The organism is Microcoleus sp. BM001215392, from assembly GCF_036700185.1.
Classification (GTDB): Bacteria; Cyanobacteriota; Cyanobacteriia; order Cyanobacteriales; family Microcoleaceae; genus Microcoleus.
The window spans coordinates 3,557-21,763 of sequence record NZ_JAUBOJ010000074.1 but is presented as its reverse complement, the minus strand read 5'-3'; the positions used below and the strand labels follow the sequence as shown (position 1 = coordinate 21,763).

The 18,207-nt window shown below is 46.5% G+C and carries 19 protein-coding genes and 1 other RNA gene; 11 read left to right on the top strand and 9 right to left on the bottom strand.

Going from position 1 to position 18,207, the window contains the following annotated elements; all coding sequences use genetic code 11:
- Positions 1–135 precede the first annotated feature (135 nt).
- The 4 genes from corA to QT974_RS11200 all read left to right on the top strand — a co-directional run bounded on the left by corA (position 136) and on the right by QT974_RS11200 (position 4,319).
- The gene (gene corA, locus QT974_RS11215; protein WP_333468561.1) at positions 136–1,308 is read left to right on the top strand and encodes a magnesium/cobalt transporter CorA; all 1,173 of its coding nucleotides are present in this window, start codon (positions 136–138) and stop codon (positions 1,306–1,308) included.
- A gap of 339 nt (positions 1,309–1,647) precedes the next feature.
- An RNA gene (gene rnpB, locus QT974_RS11210) (RNase P RNA component class A) lies at positions 1,648–2,081 on the top strand.
- A gap of 235 nt (positions 2,082–2,316) precedes the next feature.
- A complete protein-coding gene (rnc, locus tag QT974_RS11205; protein WP_333468560.1) occupies positions 2,317–3,024 on the top strand; it encodes a ribonuclease III in 708 nt (235 codons plus the stop codon).
- Between the two features lie 188 nt (positions 3,025–3,212).
- Complete coding sequence (locus QT974_RS11200; RefSeq protein WP_333468559.1) at positions 3,213–4,319, top strand: Gfo/Idh/MocA family protein; 1,107 nt, start codon at positions 3,213–3,215, stop codon at positions 4,317–4,319.
- A gap of 117 nt (positions 4,320–4,436) precedes the next feature.
- Here QT974_RS11200 and QT974_RS11195 read toward each other — a convergent pair whose 3' ends face one another.
- The gene (locus QT974_RS11195) at positions 4,437–6,491 is read right to left on the bottom strand and encodes an ATP-binding protein (protein ID WP_333468558.1); all 2,055 of its coding nucleotides are present in this window, start codon (positions 6,489–6,491) and stop codon (positions 4,437–4,439) included.
- A 325-nt stretch (positions 6,492–6,816) separates the two neighbouring features.
- Between QT974_RS11195 and QT974_RS11190 the strand changes: the two genes are divergently transcribed.
- Together QT974_RS11190 and QT974_RS11185 are read left to right on the top strand one after the other, a co-directional pair.
- Positions 6,817–7,050 carry a hypothetical protein gene (locus tag QT974_RS11190; RefSeq protein WP_333468557.1) on the top strand — a complete coding sequence of 78 codons (234 nt, stop codon included), beginning with the start codon at positions 6,817–6,819 and terminating at the stop codon, positions 7,048–7,050.
- 118 nt (positions 7,051–7,168) lie between these two features.
- Positions 7,169–7,813 (top strand): class I SAM-dependent methyltransferase, encoded by a 645-nt coding sequence (locus QT974_RS11185; RefSeq protein ID WP_333468556.1) that lies wholly within the window; start codon positions 7,169–7,171, stop codon positions 7,811–7,813.
- 267 nt (positions 7,814–8,080) lie between these two features.
- Here QT974_RS11185 and QT974_RS11180 read toward each other — a convergent pair whose 3' ends face one another.
- Entirely contained in the window at positions 8,081–8,242 is a 162-nt protein-coding gene (locus tag QT974_RS11180) for a hypothetical protein (RefSeq protein ID WP_333468555.1), read from the bottom strand.
- Positions 8,243–8,467: 225 nt separating this feature from the next.
- Between QT974_RS11180 and QT974_RS11175 the strand changes: the two genes are divergently transcribed.
- From QT974_RS11175 to hemG, 3 genes are read left to right on the top strand one after another with little or no spacing between them, the layout of a single operon-like run.
- The gene (locus tag QT974_RS11175; RefSeq protein ID WP_050813024.1) at positions 8,468–8,725 is read left to right on the top strand and encodes a DUF2811 domain-containing protein; all 258 of its coding nucleotides are present in this window, start codon (positions 8,468–8,470) and stop codon (positions 8,723–8,725) included.
- A gap of 35 nt (positions 8,726–8,760) precedes the next feature.
- A complete protein-coding gene (locus QT974_RS11170; RefSeq protein WP_333468554.1) occupies positions 8,761–8,904 on the top strand; it encodes a hypothetical protein in 144 nt (47 codons plus the stop codon).
- Positions 8,905–8,929: 25 nt separating this feature from the next.
- Positions 8,930–10,381 (top strand): protoporphyrinogen oxidase, encoded by a 1,452-nt coding sequence (gene hemG / locus QT974_RS11165; RefSeq protein ID WP_333468563.1) that lies wholly within the window; start codon positions 8,930–8,932, stop codon positions 10,379–10,381.
- A gap of 124 nt (positions 10,382–10,505) precedes the next feature.
- Here hemG and QT974_RS11160 read toward each other — a convergent pair whose 3' ends face one another.
- The 5 genes from QT974_RS11160 to QT974_RS11140 form a co-directional block, all read right to left on the bottom strand.
- On the bottom strand, positions 10,506–11,198 hold the full coding sequence (locus QT974_RS11160; protein WP_333468553.1) for a response regulator transcription factor: 693 nt from the start codon (positions 11,196–11,198) through the stop codon (positions 10,506–10,508).
- A 105-nt stretch (positions 11,199–11,303) separates the two neighbouring features.
- Positions 11,304–13,499 carry a hypothetical protein gene (locus QT974_RS11155; protein ID WP_333468552.1) on the bottom strand — a complete coding sequence of 732 codons (2,196 nt, stop codon included), beginning with the start codon at positions 13,497–13,499 and terminating at the stop codon, positions 11,304–11,306.
- Positions 13,500–14,040: 541 nt separating this feature from the next.
- Positions 14,041–14,208, bottom strand: coding sequence for a photosystem II assembly protein Psb34 (gene psb34, locus QT974_RS11150; RefSeq protein ID WP_333468551.1), 168 nt, complete (start codon positions 14,206–14,208; stop codon positions 14,041–14,043).
- Positions 14,209–14,288: 80 nt separating this feature from the next.
- A complete protein-coding gene (locus QT974_RS11145) occupies positions 14,289–15,095 on the bottom strand; it encodes a thiazole synthase (protein WP_333468562.1) in 807 nt (268 codons plus the stop codon).
- Between the two features lie 208 nt (positions 15,096–15,303).
- Complete coding sequence (locus QT974_RS11140) at positions 15,304–15,813, bottom strand: hypothetical protein (protein WP_333468550.1); 510 nt, start codon at positions 15,811–15,813, stop codon at positions 15,304–15,306.
- A 45-nt stretch (positions 15,814–15,858) separates the two neighbouring features.
- On the opposite strand from QT974_RS11140, the gene QT974_RS11135 reads away from it, so the two are divergent.
- Entirely contained in the window at positions 15,859–16,560 is a 702-nt protein-coding gene (locus QT974_RS11135; RefSeq protein ID WP_333468549.1) for a Crp/Fnr family transcriptional regulator, read from the top strand.
- 232 nt (positions 16,561–16,792) lie between these two features.
- Here the strand turns inward: QT974_RS11135 and QT974_RS11130 are convergent, their stop codons facing one another.
- Together QT974_RS11130 and QT974_RS11125 are read right to left on the bottom strand one after the other, a co-directional pair.
- Complete coding sequence (locus QT974_RS11130; protein ID WP_333468548.1) at positions 16,793–17,122, bottom strand: cupin domain-containing protein; 330 nt, start codon at positions 17,120–17,122, stop codon at positions 16,793–16,795.
- Between the two features lie 14 nt (positions 17,123–17,136).
- Positions 17,137–17,916 carry an SAM-dependent methyltransferase gene (locus tag QT974_RS11125; RefSeq protein ID WP_333468547.1) on the bottom strand — a complete coding sequence of 260 codons (780 nt, stop codon included), beginning with the start codon at positions 17,914–17,916 and terminating at the stop codon, positions 17,137–17,139.
- A gap of 104 nt (positions 17,917–18,020) precedes the next feature.
- On the opposite strand from QT974_RS11125, the gene QT974_RS11120 reads away from it, so the two are divergent.
- Positions 18,021–18,207, top strand: a 187-nt coding sequence (locus tag QT974_RS11120) for a hypothetical protein (protein WP_333468546.1), incomplete at its 3' end; no start/stop codon positions are given.

Below are 18,207 nucleotides of genomic sequence, written 5' to 3'. Positions count from 1 at the left end.
ACTAATAACTTATATGCGGTCATGCTTCTTCAGGCTTCAAAAACCAGATGCACCCGACAGTTGTTATTTTAAATTGATGGTTATACTGGAAAAATGATAGTCTAATTAAATGTTCCAAAACTCGGAAATATCAACATGGTATACAAAAGCATACATACTTCTAGTGCCGTTCCCAAACCAATAAAAGATGATGATGATGATGATTCCTATGTTGACTATTTTTATGACGCTCCGGGGGCGCTCCCGGGAACTCTCGACTTAGAACCCGATGCGCCGCCTCCAGATATTGTATTAATTGACTATTGCGAAACAAAAGCTACTCGCCCTAAAAAATTGGCTAATCCTGGAGAAGCTGTTGCCTATTTAGATACAGAATCAGTTTCTTGGGTTGATATGTTGGGATTGGGAAACAAAGAAACTTGGCGACAAATGGGGGAAGTTTTTAATTTGCACGTCATGGCTCAAGAAGATGTAGTAAATGTTCCCCAGCGACCGAAAGTTGTAGACTATGAAGAACACATTTTAATTATTGCCTGGATGGTGATGATTAAGCCTAATTCAGAAAATTTTCATAAAGAACAAGTAAGTTTAATTTTGGGCAAACATTACTTGTTAACAGTTCAAGAAGAACCGGACTATGATTGTTTTGACCCCGTGCGCGAGCGCATTCGTAAAGGACAAGGAATTATTCGCAAGCACGGAGCAGATTATCTAGCCTATACTCTCCTAGATTCGATTATAGATGGATTCTTCCCGGTATTAGAACTATACGGAGAGCGGATTGAAGAGTTAGAAGATGAAGTTGTGGTGCGCCCTACTAGAAAAACTCTGGAAAAGATTTATAAGATCCGGCGAGAATTGCTAACGCTGCGCCGCGCGATTTGGCCGCAGCGGGATGCAATTAACACGCTAATTCGAGATGGCAGTGATTTGATTAGTCCTGAGGTGCGAGTTTACCTCCGCGACTGTTACGATCACACGGTGCAGGTGATGGATATGGTGGAAACTTACCGGGAACTTTCTTCTGGTTTGATGGATGTTTACCTGTCTTCGGTTGGCAATAAAATGAATGAAATCATGAAATTGCTGACAGTGATTTCGAGTATCTTTATTCCTCTGACTTTTGTGGCGGGAGTATACGGGATGAATTTCAATACAGAGAAGTCGCCATTTAATATGCCGGAACTGAATTGGTATTTTGGCTATCCGCTTTGTTGGGGGCTGATGCTAGCGATCGCCTCTAGTTTAGTTTACTTCTTTTGGCGGCGCGGCTGGTTTGAAAATTTTTCTACTCTCAAAGATGACTGAACTGGGAAGTTCTATCAAATGCGATCGCCCCCCGGGACATTTTTCGGGAGACGCGTTGATATGTTTGTTATACCAGTTTAAAAAAATACAACTGTCCCACTTACCCGGGCTGACCTCAGAAACCCTATTTCTAGGATATTTTGTGTTGAGCAACCAGAATTATAGGAAGAAACTTGGTTTCTAGCCCCTGGTTGCAGCCGCGTCATAAATCCTGGTATCATCAATCAAAAATCAATAAGCTCCCAGATTCAATCCTGCAAGTAAATCTTAAATTTAAAATCTTAAATTTAAAATCTTAAATCTAAAATCCCTCGCTTCCTGTACAATAAATCTGGGGAAAAAGTAGGCGCAGGCGGTTGCGGATTGGCGAAAGCTTGTCTGAGGAAAGTCCGGGCTCCCGAAAAACCAAACTTGCTGGGTAACGCCCAGTGCGAGCGATCGTGAGGATAGTGCCACAGAAAAATACCGCCCCTTAGTTAGAGATTGGAGATTTGAGATTTGAGATTGCATCAAAAGTCGATCGTCTAAAATCGCAAAGTATTAGGGGGTAAGGGTGCAAAGGTGCGGTAAGAGCGCACCAGCAGCATCGAGAGGTGCTGGCTAGGTAAACCCCGGTTGGGAGCAAGGTCGGAGGAACTATGGTTGGTTTTTTACCGGTTTCGTTCTTTGGTACCGCTTGAGGCGTCTGGTAACAGCCGTCCCAGATAGATAACTGCCGTCGAAAACTGCTTGCAGTTGAGATAACAGAACCCGGCTTATGTCCGACTTTTTCCCCTCCAAAATCCCCATAAAGAAGAAAGTTCGGCAACGAGCAATGTACGGGATGTAAAGGATAGAAGGAAGACAGAATTTGGAAGAAGGAGCAAATAACAAATAATAAATAACAAATAACAAATAATAAATAACAACTAACAAATAACAAATAATAAATAACAAATAATAAATAACAACTAACAAATAACAACTAACAAATAACAAACAACAAATAACAAATAACAAATAACAAATATGATTTATCCGGGTCGCCAAAAGCAACTTGAAACATTAATTGAAAAGTTGGGACTGTCGAAAGATGCTTCGATAAAATGGCATCTCGTTGATTTAGCTTTGACTCATGCGAGTGCGTCTGCTAAGGCAAATTACGAACAATTAGAGTTTGTGGGCGATGCGGTGGTGCGACTGGCGGCCTCGGAATTGTTGTTTGAGATTTATCCCGACTGTATGGTGGGAGAGTTTGCCGCTATTCGATCGATCTTGGTGAGCGATCGCATTCTTGCTAAAATCGCTGACAGTTACGGGTTCGATCGCTATTTAATCGTTTCCAGCAGCGCCGCCGCCGACAAAACAGGCGTCGTTCCCAGGCTGGCAGATTCTTTAGAAGCCTTGCTAGCTGCCCTTTATTTGAGTGCCCAAACCTTAGAATTAATTCGCCCTTGGTTAGACGGTCACTTTCAACGTTTAGCCGCGGAAATTCGCAGCGATCCGGCCCGCCAAAACTACAAAGCGGCTCTCCAAGAGCTGACTCAAGGCCAATACAAAACTTTACCCAAATATAGCGTGCGAGAAACTGGGACAGTACAGGGCGGCGAGGATCGTTTTACTGCGGAAGTTCTGATTCAGGGAGAGTTGGTAGCAGATGGAAAAGGTCGATCGATCAAAGCGGCCGAACAAGCAGCGGCTCAAGCAGCTTTCAATAAATTAGTTGATTGTCCGTAACTGAGAATTTTAAAAAAAATGTAAAAAACAAGGTTCGTAGTGAGGACTTCAGTCCTTCCCCTTAAGGACTAAAGTCCTCACTACGAACCCTGTTTATGGCGTTCGTTATAAATATTTTTTTTATTAAAAAACCTAAAAAAAATCCCAAATATGCTATAATAGCTGTGCGATTTTTGAAATTATTGTCAATGAAAATCGGAATAGCTGTATTGGGTGCCGGACGCTGGGGAGTTAACCTAATTCGCAACTTTCTCGAACATCCCAACAGCCAAGTGTTAGCGGTAGTAGACCAGAATTTTGATTCATTGGTGGCTGTTCAAAAACAGTTTAATCTGCATCCCTCGGTGATTTTAGCTACCGATTGGTCACAAGTGCAAGAATTGGCGGGACTTGATGCTGTGGCGATCGCAACTCCAGCTTCTACACACTACACCCTCGCAGCCGCAGCCCTGGAACAAGGCTACCACGTATTAGTAGAAAAACCCCTCGCCCTCTTGCTCAGTGAAGCAATAGAACTCTGCCAATTAGCCCAAAAACAGCAGCGGCAACTCTTCGTTGACCACACTTATTTGTTTCATCCAGCAGTCGATCGCGGCCAAAGGATTATTCAGCAGCATCAACTCGGAAACTTGCGCTACGGTTACGCCCAGCGTACGCATTTTGAACCAGTACGGCACGATGTTGATGCCCTTTGGGACTTAGCAGTTCACGATATCGCTATTTTCAATACTTGGCTGGAACAAACCCCAATTCAAGTCAGAGCAACGGGGACTGTATTTCCCAAGTTAGAAGGAATAAGTCAGAGGGAAGCAGGAATAAATCAACAAGAAAAACTAGCAGATTTAGTTTGGGTAACGCTGACTTATCCCGACGGATTTCAAGCATTCATTCACCTGTGCTGGTTAAATCCCGACAAACAGCGGCGCTTAACAGTTGTTGGGAGTTTGGGAACCTTGATTTTTGACGAAATGTTGCCGGAAACTCCCCTGATTTTGCAGCGGGGTGGTTCAAATCGGGGGGGCGAAGAGGATAATTCTTTTGAAAGTGCGATTCCCTGCGGGATAGCTTCGCCGCGCGTGCCGCCACCAACCAATCTGATACACCGACAAGTGTTAAATTTAGAACAGGTAGAACCGCTGAGGCGAGTGTGCGATCGCTTTCTCAACTGCGTGCAAACAAATACCCCCTGTCCTACCTCTTCCGGCTCTGCTTCCGTCGAATTAATCCGCATTCTCAGCGCTTTGAGCAAATCCCTCGAACTCGACGGACAGCCCCTGATACCATTTGAGATTTGAGATTTGAGATTTGAGATTTTCAAATTTTAGAATTGCCAAAATCTGCCCTAAATTTTGAAATTTTCATTTTCTGTCCCTAATAGCATTTCAGATTTTAAAATTGAACTATTGAGAAAATCAGTCATAACTTTTGAAATTTCCCTTTTCCGCTACCAAGTCCTGACTGTGAAAATAAAAACTTGACTGCTGATTATTCACAGGTAAAGAAATCATCACCGAAGTACCTTGATTTACACCTGCGCTGTGCAGGCTAATGCTTCCGATCATAGATTCCATAATCCTGCGCGAGATAGCCAAGCCCAAACCGTTACCGCCAAACTTGCGAGTTGTAGAACCGTCAGCCATCACAAAAGGTTGAAACAATTTCTGCTGCTGCTCGGGATCGATACCAATTCCGGTGTCTTTAATTGTCACCACCACCCAATCGGTTTCACCGCCGAGGCCCGTAGTTTCCGGGGCACTACCGTTAAAAATAGTAGAATTATTTCGAGATTCTAGACACAGAGATATACTAATGCTACCAGACTCTGTAAACTTAACGGCATTGCTCAAAACGTTCAAAAACACCTGTTTTAGCTTTTCCGGATCGGCATGAACAATAATTGGGTCGTGAGGATCTGGTAAGCTTAATTTCAAACCTTTTTCTTCTATTTGAGCTGCTTGCAAATCAATCGCATCTTCAAGTACCTGAGTTATATCAACTACTTCTAACATCAGGGAAAAGGTGCCGGATTCTATTTTAGCAATGTCCAAAATATCATTAATAATATTCAGCAATTGCATAGACGAGTCGTGCGCGCGCTGCAAGAACTCCATCTCTTCATCTCGGTCGTCGCAGTAACCGTCCCGCACAATTTGAATAAAACCAATAATCCCGTTAAGCGGTGTTCTCAATTCATGAGAAATATTGCCCAAAAATTCATTTTTTAACTGGTTGGCAACTTGCGCTTCCTTGGTGGCGACTTCCAATTCTCTCGCCCAGGATCTGAGGCGCTGCACCATGCTGTTGAGTGCTTCTGATAGTTGATTGAATTCCCTAATTTGGAAATTTTGTGGTACTGCTTCCGGCGCTTCTGTATCCACTTTGAGCGCGTAGTCTCTGAGTTTTTCTAAAGGACGTGCTAAGTCGCGAGATAGATATAAAGTGGCGATGATACTAGCAGCAACTAAGCCAACAATTAAATTAAATAAAACTTGCTGAATTTCTTCCAAACCCGATAGAGCGCTATCTAAACGAGAGACAGCTAAAATAATCCACTTGCTGTTTTCTTCTTTTGTTGAAGGACTCGGTATCGCCGCGTATCCTGCTAGCAATTCTACCCCATTTTTGTCAAAGGAAAACAGGTGGAGAAAAGCTTGTCCGCCAGCGATCGCCCTTCTGACAATACTTTTTAGTCGATCGGCATCTGCCTCGGCGTCGATATTGCGACCGACGCGGTTGATATTCGGGTGCGCCAAAATCGTGCCATCTTGGTCGATCGCCACCGTATAGCCGGCTAGAGAACCCTTAGGAGCGCTGGTTTGCACCGGCAGGGCCGACTGCAAACTCAAAGCATAACTCAACTGCCGATTGTTGCCCCGACGAATGTAAACAGGAGCGCTCAACACCAAACTCACTTGGCTGTCGCGGCCTTCTTTACCCGCCTCTGGAAAATCCTCAGCATCCAAAGTCTGCTTCTTCTGGTTTGCTTTCCCCTGCGACTGTACGGGCCACGACAGACTGATGTAAACGCTCTTGTCGTCCAGCAGCGTTTGCTGTTGCTGCACTTGCGGCCAAAAATTGGGAGGCAGGGACTGAATCGGCTGCTGGCCGCAGGTGCTGGCGATCACTTGATTTGTCTGTAAATTAGTCAATTGCAAGCAATCTACCTGAGCTGGCAACCGCTGCCCTAATTGCGCGATAAACTTTTGATAATCCTTGGGCTCGACAGACTGCAACATCGAGTTTTGGGAAGCGCCGATCAAATTCGACTTCAGGGATTTTGCCCACTGTTCAATAGTTTCTGCTTTTCTGACGGCACTTTCTGTCAAGTTTTGACGAGCAGTTTCCAGAAGCGTCGATCGTGCTTTGCGATAGGTAACATACTCCCCCACCAGTAAAACAGGTACGCTCAGCAACAAAATCCGCGACAGTAAAATACGGCGAAAGGAGGATTGACCTAACTTAACCATAGGACATATCTAAATTAAGGTGCAACACCCAACAGAGACCATAGTGCAATAAACCAAACCGATGGATAGTGAGTACCTGTCTGGAGTGCTCTGCTGACGAGACAACACAGCTTCTGAACCACAGTTAAACACAATTATAGAAGCCACCGCCGTAATCTCGATTCTAAGTGTCTTCACTTAAAGATGCTCAGCAATTTGTTGGGTAAATGCCTGTGATTTCGGTCACACTTACATCTTCAATTTTGCGATCGACTTGCACGCGACGATCGCCCCTGAGTGAAAATTTTTCAGCCTGCAAAAAAGCCTTGCCATTGACACACCGCAGTTGCTGAAAGCTAAAATCTCATGGACGATCCGGTTGCGGCCCAAGGTAAGAGATCGAGCAGTGCTGTTTCCGGCTAGCGAGCGAGAGACAATTCATGCTACAGCGGGCTTTTGCTTTCCGAATGCCTTGGACATCGACCCGATCGAATCGGCGATGCGAGATTTTGCACCCTGTCAAAGATTTATTTTCACATCCGGTGGATTCGGTGACAACAATTCACCTGTCAAACCATGAGACGATCGAGTAGCCGATCGACTCTCACACCCCTAACGTGGCGAACATTGACTCAAACAGTGCACCCACTGCCCGGAAATTTGCGGTCTCGGCAATAGTCTCCATAGCTTAATCATTGATGAAAAAAAACTTTACCAATTATACGTATTATTACACAAACAACCTTCCCAGATATCATCACGCTTATTTGATATCTCCCCTTTTAGAAATGCTGGCGACACTTCAAGATGCCAGCCCCACAAAACTGCGAGTTTTGGATCTCGGCTGTGGCAATGGCAGCCTCAGTCACGTCATAGCAGAGTACGGCTGCGAAGTTGTCGGCGTGGACAATTCTGCGCCTGGAATTACCATCTCCCGTCAAAGTTTCCCCGAGTGTCAGTTTGTCCAAGCAGATATTTACGAACTTCCCCATCTCGATATGCTGCACTCATTTGATGTTGTCTTAGCCGTGGAAGTAATCGAACACTTACTTTATCCGAAAGAACTGGCAAAAAATGCCCAGAAATGCCTCAAGCCGGGAGGCAAACTAATTATTTCTACCCCCTATCACGGCTATTTAAAAAACGTGGCATTAGCTATTACTGGCCAACTAGACAAACATTTTACCGTGCTTTGGGACAACGGCCACATTAAATTTTTTTCAGTACATACCCTCACTAAATTATTAATATCCCAAGGATACACAGACATTAAATTCAAATTTGCTGGTCGCTGCCCCTATCTTTGGAAATCGATGTTATGCTTGAGTACGTTCTCTGGATAATCAGAATATTTATCATTTTTTTTAATGGCGATCCGTCAGAAAATTAAAGGCCGTCACTTAACAACCAGCCATCAGGAAAATTCACAGAAAAATTTATATATATATAAAATAAAATGAGTGTTGGGTTTGGATTTTAGGCGATCGACTCTCGGTATCTCAATGTTGGCTTGCTGCATCGCGGACAACTTATTTAAGCTGCCCAAAAAGCCTGCATCGATTCCCATCACCCATCACCCATAACTCCCCTTTGCAATTCTTATTTTTTGCCTAACTTTTCCCTAAATATTCCACAGCGTTTCCACAAGCTAGTTCGAGGTTTTCCACAGATTTAGCGAAGTTTTCCACAGAAGTTAACGGTAAGGTAGCATCTTGCTGCGGAATTGGGGATTTCGTGAACTTGCGGCCTAACTCCTCATACTTGCTGGCCAATATAAATTTATGTAAAAAAAATCAGGCTCAAAACCCTATTGTTTCGTAAATATTTTTTTTACACAAACGACTTTGTAATATTTTGCAACATTGACAGACCCACCCCCTGATAGCGCACAATGATGCGACCTACCTAAAAAAGCGCTCTGATTTCGGCTGTGCCTGCACCTGTATCCGGCCGAAAGGGGGGTTCTATTTTCAATTTGTTAGCGAGACTAAAAAATGATGAACCCAACAGTCAGTATTTTTGCCGAAATTCCCGAAACGCTGCACGATTCTCTCAAAACTTACCTGGAGACCCACCCCGAATGGGATCTAGACCGAGTATTTTGCGCGGCCCTGTCACTGTTTTTGTTGCAGAATGCCGACAGCGGTACGCCGGAAGCTTCGCGCAGCTACCGCCAAGCTGCAAGAGTTTATCTCGAAACTCTGTTTCAATCTCCTCAAGACTTGCACAGCAACAATGTAACTCCGTCGTCGTGAACTAGAGGCGCCGGATGGGCACAGAGAGGGGAAAAATGCTTGCCAAATGCGCGATGGCTGACCAATTGGCAATTGCCAATTCTCCATTCCCCTGTACCGATGCCGCATTCGGTCATCTGAAAGCGGTTTTGCAGCACGCCGAACTCTCGAACACAAGCCGCGCAAACCATGTAACATAAAGAGTGCGATATTTTTATGTGTAATATGGAACTTTTAGATACCTTGATTGTGGGTGCGGGTATTAGCGGTTTAAGTTTGGCGCACGCACTTGACAAAGGCGCAACTACTGCATCGCCGCTGAAGATTTTAGTTGCTGAAAGTCAGGGACGAGTGGGCGGGAACATCACCACTGCGACGGGGGAAGGATTTCTCTGGGAGGAGGGCCCGAACAGTTTTTCGCCGACGCCAGAATTGATGAAGTTGGCTGTGGATGTCGGGTTGAAGCAGGAGTTGATTTTTGCCGATCGCCAATTACCGCGTTATGTTTATTGGCAAAATAAGCTGCAACCGGTACCAATGACTCCTGGGGCGATGGTTAAGTCTCAGTTGCTGAGTTTTCGGGGGAAACTGCGGGCGCTGTTCGGGGCTTTGGGGTTTGTGGCCCCCGCCATGGGCGCTCAACTTTCGCAGCAGGGCGATCGGGAAACTGTTTCTCAATTTTTCGCGCGCCATCTGGGGACGGAAGTGATGCAGCGGTTGGTGGAACCTTTTGTGTCTGGGGTGTATGCCGGCGATCCGCAACAGCTTAGCGCGGCGGCGGCTTTTGGCCGCGTAACCAAGATGGCTGATGTGGGTGGCGGCCTGGTGGCGGGGGCGCTGCTTTCTGCTAGGAACAAGCCGAAGAAAATGCCCGCAGACCCGAATGTGCCCAAGACTCAGCCGGGGGAGTTGGGTTCGTTTAAAGGGGGGTTGAACGCTCTGCCGCAAGCGATCGCCGCTCAATTGACCGATCGTCTGAAACTCAACTGGCACCTGACTCGGATCGATCGCACAGAACGCGACACTTACATTGCTGTATTCTCTACCCCCGACGGACAGCAGGAAGTGGAGGCCCGGACTGTGGTTTTGACCACGCCGGCTTACGTGACAGCCGAGTTGTTGGAGCCGCTGGAACCCTCCGTTAGCAGTGCTTTACAAGCTTTTACTTATCCTACGGTTGCCTGCGTCGTCTTAGCATATCCGTTGTCGGATGTCAAGGGTAAATTAGTGGGTTTTGGAAATTTAATCCCGAGGGGGCAGGGAATTCGCACTCTGGGGACGATTTGGACATCGAGTTTATTTGGGGGTCGCGCGCCTGCGGGCTGGCAAACTCTCACGAGTTATATCGGCGGTGCTACTGATTCGGGAATTGGCGATTTGGACTCAGAACAAATCGTTCGGGAGGTGCACCGAGATTTGTCTCGGATTTTGCTCAAGCCCGAGGCGGCGCAGCCGAAGGTTTTAGCGGTGAATGTGTGGAAGCGGGCAATTCCTCAATACAATTTGGGTTATTTCGATCGACTGCAACAGATCGATCGGGGCTTGAAATCATTGCCCGGGCTGTATTTGTGCAGCAACTACGTTGGCGGTGTAGCTTTGGGAGATTGCGTGCGCAGGGGTTTTGAGCGGGCGTCATCTGTCAGCGAGTATTTGCAAAACCAGCAATCAAAGTTTTAAGTGATGGCGGCCGAGCCTAGCAGCACCTTACCGTTGCCCTGTCGTCCGGGCGGATTGACAAATATCGTGGGTCTCAATCAAGGATATTTGTCAACCCGCCCAGGATGTGTTGTGTCTTTTGCTGTTAGGTTGTTGGCTCAAATTTGTAACCCACTCCCCTAACGGTTTGAATCATGGAAATTTGATTGGTATCTGGTTCAATTTTGCGGCGAATTTGACCGATATGGACATCCACCACGCGATCGGCTCCTACATACTCGTAATCCCACACTTCATGCAACAATTCCGATCGCCTCCATACGCGACCGGGTTTACTCGCCAAACAGTAGAGCAAGTCAAATTCTAAAGCAGTCAAAGCAACTATTTGATTGCTGATAATCACCTCGCGGCGTACGGGGTCTATTAGTAGCTGTCCAAAGGTAAGACTTTGTTGTTGGGCCGGAGTAACAATGCGCTTGCGCTTGAGAATAGCCGCAACGCGAGCTCCAATTTCTACAAGGCTAAATGGTTTAGTAATGTAGTCGTCAGCGCCTTCGGCAAAACCTTTCATTTTGTCAGCTTCATCAGTTCGGCTGGTCAGCATCAACACAAACACGCCCGTGCGTCTTTGCATTTCTTGACACAGTTTATAGCCAGTAGTATCGGGTAAATTTACATCTAGAACTACTAAGTCAGGATTGAGTTGCTCAAATAATTCCAGACCAGTCTGACCGTCTTCGGCAGACTCGACTTGATAACCTTGCTGGCTCAAAAAACGGTGAATTAAATTGCGGATTGCCGGGTCGTCATCAACCACAAGGATTTTTACAGGGGCCATGACCACAACTTTGCTTGAAGAATTAGGCAAGAATATTCAGCCATAATAATAGAAAAGTGGATACAAATCTCGAAAAAATTGAGCTTTTAATAGTTATAGCCGTATTTATAACCTACGCAAGATTTCGGGCAATAAATCTCCGGGAACTTTGGATAAGGCTAAATTTTGGCCTGGTAGCCCACATTCACTATAAAAAGCTCTAATCGTTTTGACAATATAGCTCAAGGCTGTTTGCCGGGAATCAGCTTGGGAGTTGGCCGAGGCTTGCAGGTTGAGTTTATCTCCATATGTTAACCCTTTGTCATTGAGATGTTGTCCCACACCGGCGCACACTTGCAACTGGTGGTGCAGTGCTGCTTCTAGATGGGTGCTCTGGGCGGCTTTGTTGGCGGCAAAATCAGGGTCTGTGGCTAGCTGGTAGTGGGCTAGCCCGAGATTGTTGCGGGCGGCAAGGGTGTCAAAGGTGAGTTGGGTTCGATCGAGCCCTTGGGCGATATCCAGGGCGGCTTCATAGGCGGCAATGGCTTGGTGCAACGATTCGGTGCGGGCCTGTTTCTGCTGGAACTGGTTCGCCAAATGCCAATAAGCGGTACCGAGATTGTTGTAGGTGGCGGCGGCGGCGGCGGGTACTAATTCTCGGGTGCGGTATTTCAAGGCTTCGCAGTAGGCTTCAATCGCCCTGACTAACAAAACTTCTGAGGGTTGGTGCTGGGCGAGGTTCCAGCAGGCTGTACCGAGGTTGTTTTGGACTCCGGCATAGTTGAGGGGTTCTCGTTCGGGACTGTAGCAACAGAGGGCTTGGGTGTAAGCTTCGATCGCATTTTTGAGATAGACAACAGGTTCACCGTCTTGGGCTAAATTCCAGTAGGCTGTCGCCAAATTATTTTGAGCAGCAGCGTACTGCTGGGGTTCCGTGGCGGGGTCTAAATCCAGCAGCGCTTGTTGGTAAGCTGCAACTGCTTGCTGCAAGTTCTCTGTCTTGTCTCGATAGCGCGCTAAATCTGCTGAGGCGATGCCTAAATTTTTGTTTAATCTAACGCGGGTTTGGGGTGCGGTATGAGCATCTGTGCGGTTCAAACCTTCAAGGTAGAGAGCGATGCTGCGTTCGAGGCAGGATAAAGGATCGGCGCCGTTATGCTGCGTGCGATCGCGCGACAGCATCCAGTAGAAAGTACCGAGATCGTTGATCAGATCGTCGATCGGGGGTAGGGTATGGGACTGCTCGGCGTATTGAGTTAAATTTTGTGTCAATTGGGCAATCAGTTGGGCGCATTCCTGGGTTGGTGGTTGATGGGACTGCACGCTGGCGTCGAGTTCGAGGTACGCAATCACTTGCTCGATCGCACCAATGGCAATTGTCAGGTTTTGTGGCGAAGCATCGCCGCCCAGAATTCGATCGCGGTAGCAATTCCCCAAACTGTGATAAGCCAAAGCCAATGCTTCGGAACAGCACTGATGTTCTTGCAGCAGTTCGATGTATTGCAGGGTTTGCAGCGGCCCAAAATTGTCTGGAGATGCAGGATCGTTTTGAGCTTCCAACTCCTGGGAAGCCGCTGCGAGTACCAAATCTGCTAGTTCGACGGATTTATCAGCATCTGGGGCTTTGGACGGGGAATCGGGATTTGCAACTTGTGCTTCGGGAATTTGGAATTGTCCGGAGTCTGAAGATATTAAAAGTTGGTCGCGCGAGTTTCCGGTGTCGCGCCGGGAAGCCCCGTCTGGCGAGTTTCCGAAGTCCTGAGATTGTCCCAAATCTGCTTTGGCTGGAGTCGGTTCGCCTTCAAACTCAAATACTCCGGTGCGCCAGTGCCAAAATTCCGGTGCCGACTGCTCGATCGAACTGAGCCAGGGGCGCGACACCCACAGCAACAGAGCAGACTCGCACATTTCCAGGTGTGCTTCGATGTCCCTCAAATAGCTCAGGAAAGACCACTGCACGGCTGCTGAGTGCCTTGTCAGGTGTTCTGCCCCCAAAATTTGAAATCCTGGTGCATTGCCTGTGCTGCCGCGATTTTGGGGCGGTGGGTGTTGGGTCAGCCACGCGGCGATCGCCAACCAAGGATTGGGATCGCTCAAGTCTAGTTCCAAACTGACAAATCGCGGGTAGTCGATCGAAGAGCCAGCACCCGAGTCGGCGGTGGCTAATTCTGCCTGCAAGCGGGCTGCCAGACAGTCCCGCAAGCACAAGTCGTCGCAGGCGGCGATAAAAATTTGACGGCGCAAGTTGAGGTCGATCGCCTGTTTCAAGCGTTGGTATATCTGCTTGTTCGAGCTAGAAACTTTTTGGGAAGGAATAGACATCACGGTCTGGCGATTTTAGATTTGGGATTGCAGATTGTAGATTGTAGATTGTAGATTGTAGATTGTAGATTGTAGAGTTGAAATCTTGATGCTCATAACTCACAACGACAGTGACTTCGATAGTCAATTGCACCGATGATGACCAAAGGATTATAGATTTTCGATTAGCAATTTTATGTTGGTGAGCCGCCAAAAAATGGTACAAGCCCGCGACTCTCAGGAGTATCGATCTTAAAATTTCCGACTCCTGTTCAATCTGCCAGATTTATCTATGGAGTAAATCTAAAATCTCTAATCTACTGACGCTCGCGTCTGATTAATTGCCACCCAAGTCCCTGAACCCAACGGCTCAGAGGAAACAACCAAATTTCTGCTTGTCTTATGAGAGTTTTCCAGCTCGCGAGGCACGCTTCAGGACTGTTGCAACTACCTGCTTGTTATTGAAACACAAAAACCATGTTTACCTTGGTAGGAAAACATGGTTTATTGAAGGATTCTTTAAAATTCTGATTTGAAGCAGGTTTGAGTGTCAGCTCAGCTTTTATACTGAAGCCGCCACATACACCAAACCGGCCACTAACAGCGCGGCGGCAATGCCCAGGATGATGTAGTTCCGTTGCTGGTTCTTGTTGGGAGGTACGGCATCGTACATCTTCGGCTCTTTGGCAAAGTTGTTCAAGCGTCCGTCTTCTTCGGTAGTATAAGGCATTGGCAACAATCCTCAATATTTTTGATTGCCATCACTTTACCAAAAAACGCTATCAAAGTGCCGCCCTTGAGTTCGGGAATTTATTTTGATGTGACAGTACCTGTTTCGGGGGAAGAGGCGATCGCGTAATCTTTGACCGGCATTCTTCCTGCTAAGTACGCGAGCCGTCCCGCTTCTGCAGCCATGGACATTGCTTTTGCCATCGCCGGAGAATTCTGAGCATTGGCGATCGCCGAATTAATCAAAAGTGCATCAGCGCCCATTTCCATTGCTTGGGCCGCTTCGCTGGGAGTGCCGATTCCCGCATCCACCACCACAGGAATCTTCACCGTGTCAATAATGATTTGAATGTTGGCAGCATTATTGATCCCTTGCCCGGAACCGATGGGCGAACCTAAAGGCATGACTGTCGCACAACCGACTTCTTCTAGGCGTTTTGCCAACAGCGGATCGGCATTGATGTAAGGCAAAACGGCAAAACCTTCTTTGACTAATTGCTCTGCGGCTTCCAAAGTGCCGATCGGATCTGGCAGCAAATATTTAGCATCCGGAATCACTTCTAACTTAACAAAATTATTATCTTCCTGCCCTAAAAGCTTCGCCATTTCCCTGCCCAAACGAGCCACTCTAACCGCCTCATCCGCAGTTTGACAACCAGCAGTATTGGGCAGCATCCAAATTTTAGTCCAATCCAGAGCCTCCGCCAATCCTTCATGACCGGGAGCATTTGTTTGCACTCGCCGCACAGCCACAGTCACAATTTCGCACCGGCTAGCGTTGACACTTTGCTGCATTTCGGCAATGCTGCGATATTTTCCCGTCCCAGTCATCAACCGAGAATGAAAAGTTTTACCAGCAATCACCAGAGGTTTGTCCAAAGATGGCATTGCGGTATCTACTGGATAGCCAAAAATGCTGTACTCAAGTGCCTCTTTCCACTGTTCTCTACCGCCCATCATCTCTTCCAGTTGCAAACCTTCTTTATTTGTCAGCTCATCACGAGTAACTGCATATAAAATTTGGCCGAGTGTAATCAATTTGGCATCTCGCGGCATATTATTTTTTAAGCCGACTTGTATAGCTTCTTCAAATTCATTAAAAACGTCTTCCATTTTCCCATTCCTCTCTAGTGATTTTTTGAACTTCTTCGCTGTTGAATACTAATATAATGATTTTAATCAGATGTGTTTCGTCCCAATAAAAAGCTTTTCTGATGCCATCATTTATCTTCCAGAACTCGTAAGTATCTCGATTTACATGAATAATAACGGCTGCTGCACCTTGATTTTTTGCCCTGCTAATTCCTTCTTGAACTCGATACCTGATGTTCCTCGTAGATTCTGTTAGCTCCTTAAATTCGCAAATCTGACCGTCTATCTCAGCATCTGGCGTTCTCACACCCTCTGCTGCTTGCTCGCTCAACATTTTAACTCTCATCCCTATTTTAGCCAAAACTTCAGCAATAAAAATTTCGGAGTTATTAAGATTGTGTTGTTGGTGGATGAGGACAAATCCGCCAGCTATCTCATCAAAATAATATCGCTGATATTCCGGTTCGGCATTTTCGTAGATGGCTCTGCTGGTCTCGATATATTCTAAATTCACCGTTATTATACTCTCAATGGACTCCGATCGCCTAAAGTTAAATGTATGAAAGCAACTGTCGAGCAACTGACCAAAATTGGGATATTTGCCAGCTTAAACCGAACTGATTTAGAGCAATTGCAAGAACATACAGCAATTCGGACTTACCGACAGGGAGAAGTTGTGATGTATGAGGGCGATCGCATCCCCGAAAAATTATACACGCTTTTGAGCGGTTCGCTGCGGGTAGCAAAAACAGCGGCGGCGGGCAAAGAAACAATTCTGCGCACTTTATTTCAGGGAGATATTTTTGCCGCACCTGCTTTGCTGGGTAACCCAGTTGCGCCCGCAACGGTGACGGCAGAAACTGACGTGCAAGTTCTTACCACAAAACGGGAATTTTTGCTAGCAGCAATTCGGCAAAATCCTGAGATTGCTTTGCGAATATTGGCGGTTTTTAACCAGCGGTTGCAGCAATTGCACGAGACTGTACACGGTTTGGTGTCGGAAAGGGCGATCGTGCGGCTGGCCCGATTCATTCATTACTTTGGCATCGAACAAAACACTAAGATTGTGGATAATAGTGTATGTTTAGAAAAACGGTTTTCTTACTATCAAATTGCTCGCAGTATTGGAATCACTTATGAGGAATGCGTGCGGTTGTTTAAGAAGCTAAAACCGATTTTATCTTACCGTAGAGGGGGGAAGATTGCGGTGTTGGATTGGGAAAAATTGGGGGCGATCGCCTCGGGAGATGAAATAGATTAATGAAGGGAAGAAGTACATTGATTCGGTAGGTTTATCGCTAAGTTTTGATCCCCCTAAATCCCCCTTAAGAAGGGGGACTTTGAAGAAGACTTCGGTTCCCCGAATCGTTGCGGGGACTTTGATGCTCTTGTCCCCCCCTTCTTAAGGGGGGCTAGGGGGGATCTAGAGGTTAATTTTCCAAGAAAATACTAATGGTATTTTCTTGAAATTAATCAGAATTTACAGTATTATTTCACTCCGAAAATGTCAAGATAAACGCCAACTTTTCTTCAGCTTTCAAAGCGTGGATAGCGCGGGCGGGCATGAAAATAAACACCCCCGGTTCCAAGACAATATCATTGCCTTCCAAAGTTAAAATTCCCTTTCCTTCGATAACATTAACTGTGGCATTGCGCGCCGAAGAGTGTTCGGAAACCTCGCTACCAGCGGCCAGACAAAGTAAATTGTACTGACAATTATTGTCTTTGACTAAAATTTTGCTAGACACTCCGGCGGCGGGATATTCAATTGCTTCTCGGAGTTGGATAGCTGAAGATTGCAGTGGTAAAAGAGTAGCAGTCATAATTTTTGACGACCTTAAGATTGTTTTGTGGCGCAGATAATGATGTAACCTAAATCCTGTTGGTAATGCTGGAAAACTCGACGCATTGCTAAAACCCGATCGCGAATTGACTGACGACTAACAACATTCCACAAAATCCGCACAGTACCCGCAAACCCTTCATCCTCAAGCATCCGCCGCAAGTTGAGGAGTCCCATCGCCCCGATTTGACACTTTTCTACCAGCAAACCCGCGTTTTGGCAAACCGCAATCCAGCCCGACTCAGACAACGGCGTGGAATTAGCCCGAATCACTTCCGATAAAGCTTTGTGAATTTCTGATTCTCGGTTTCGGGCTAAAAGTTCGTGCGAGAGAAACTTACCACCTGGCTTGAGCCGATCGCAAATTCCCGATACAATTTTAGCTTTCCCCGACGCTGACTGCATCGTCAGGATAGCTTCAGCCAACACCCAATCAAACTCTTGGGAAATCCGATCCAAATGAAAAATATCTGCTTCGACAATTTGGACTCGATCGCCCAAACCCGCTGCTGCAACATTAGCACGAGCGCGCGCCACACTCTCGGGATTCTTCTCAACTCCGACTACTTTAACGCCAAAACGTTCCGCAAGGGCGATCGAGCTATATCCAAAACTAGCAGCCAACTCCAAAACAGTTTCCCCAGGCCCAAAATCCGCCCATTCAAATAACATTTCGGTAGCAGCTTTCCCCCCCGGCCTCAGCATTTTCTTACCAGCCGCCGCTAGCACTTCATGGCCCGGCGCAGTCTGCAAATTGAGAGTAGTATTGGTCATTAATTTGACCTCCTATTTAACCTTACTCTCAGTTTGCCAAATTCTCCGAAAGCTTTCTATGATCTAGCTCATATTCAAAAGCGCGATTTATACGATCGCGCCGGGTGCGTCAGCCTCCTAGATTCTTGCAGTTATCCGAAAGATTTCAAGAGGCTGACGCACCCTACAATAGCGAGACGGCGGTTGAAACCGCGTCTTGTCAAACGAAGTCCGAGCTCAGAGGGACTGAAGAGAATAACCTAATTTTAATTGCAATATATTCAACCCGCGTCGGCGGGTTTTGCCTGTATA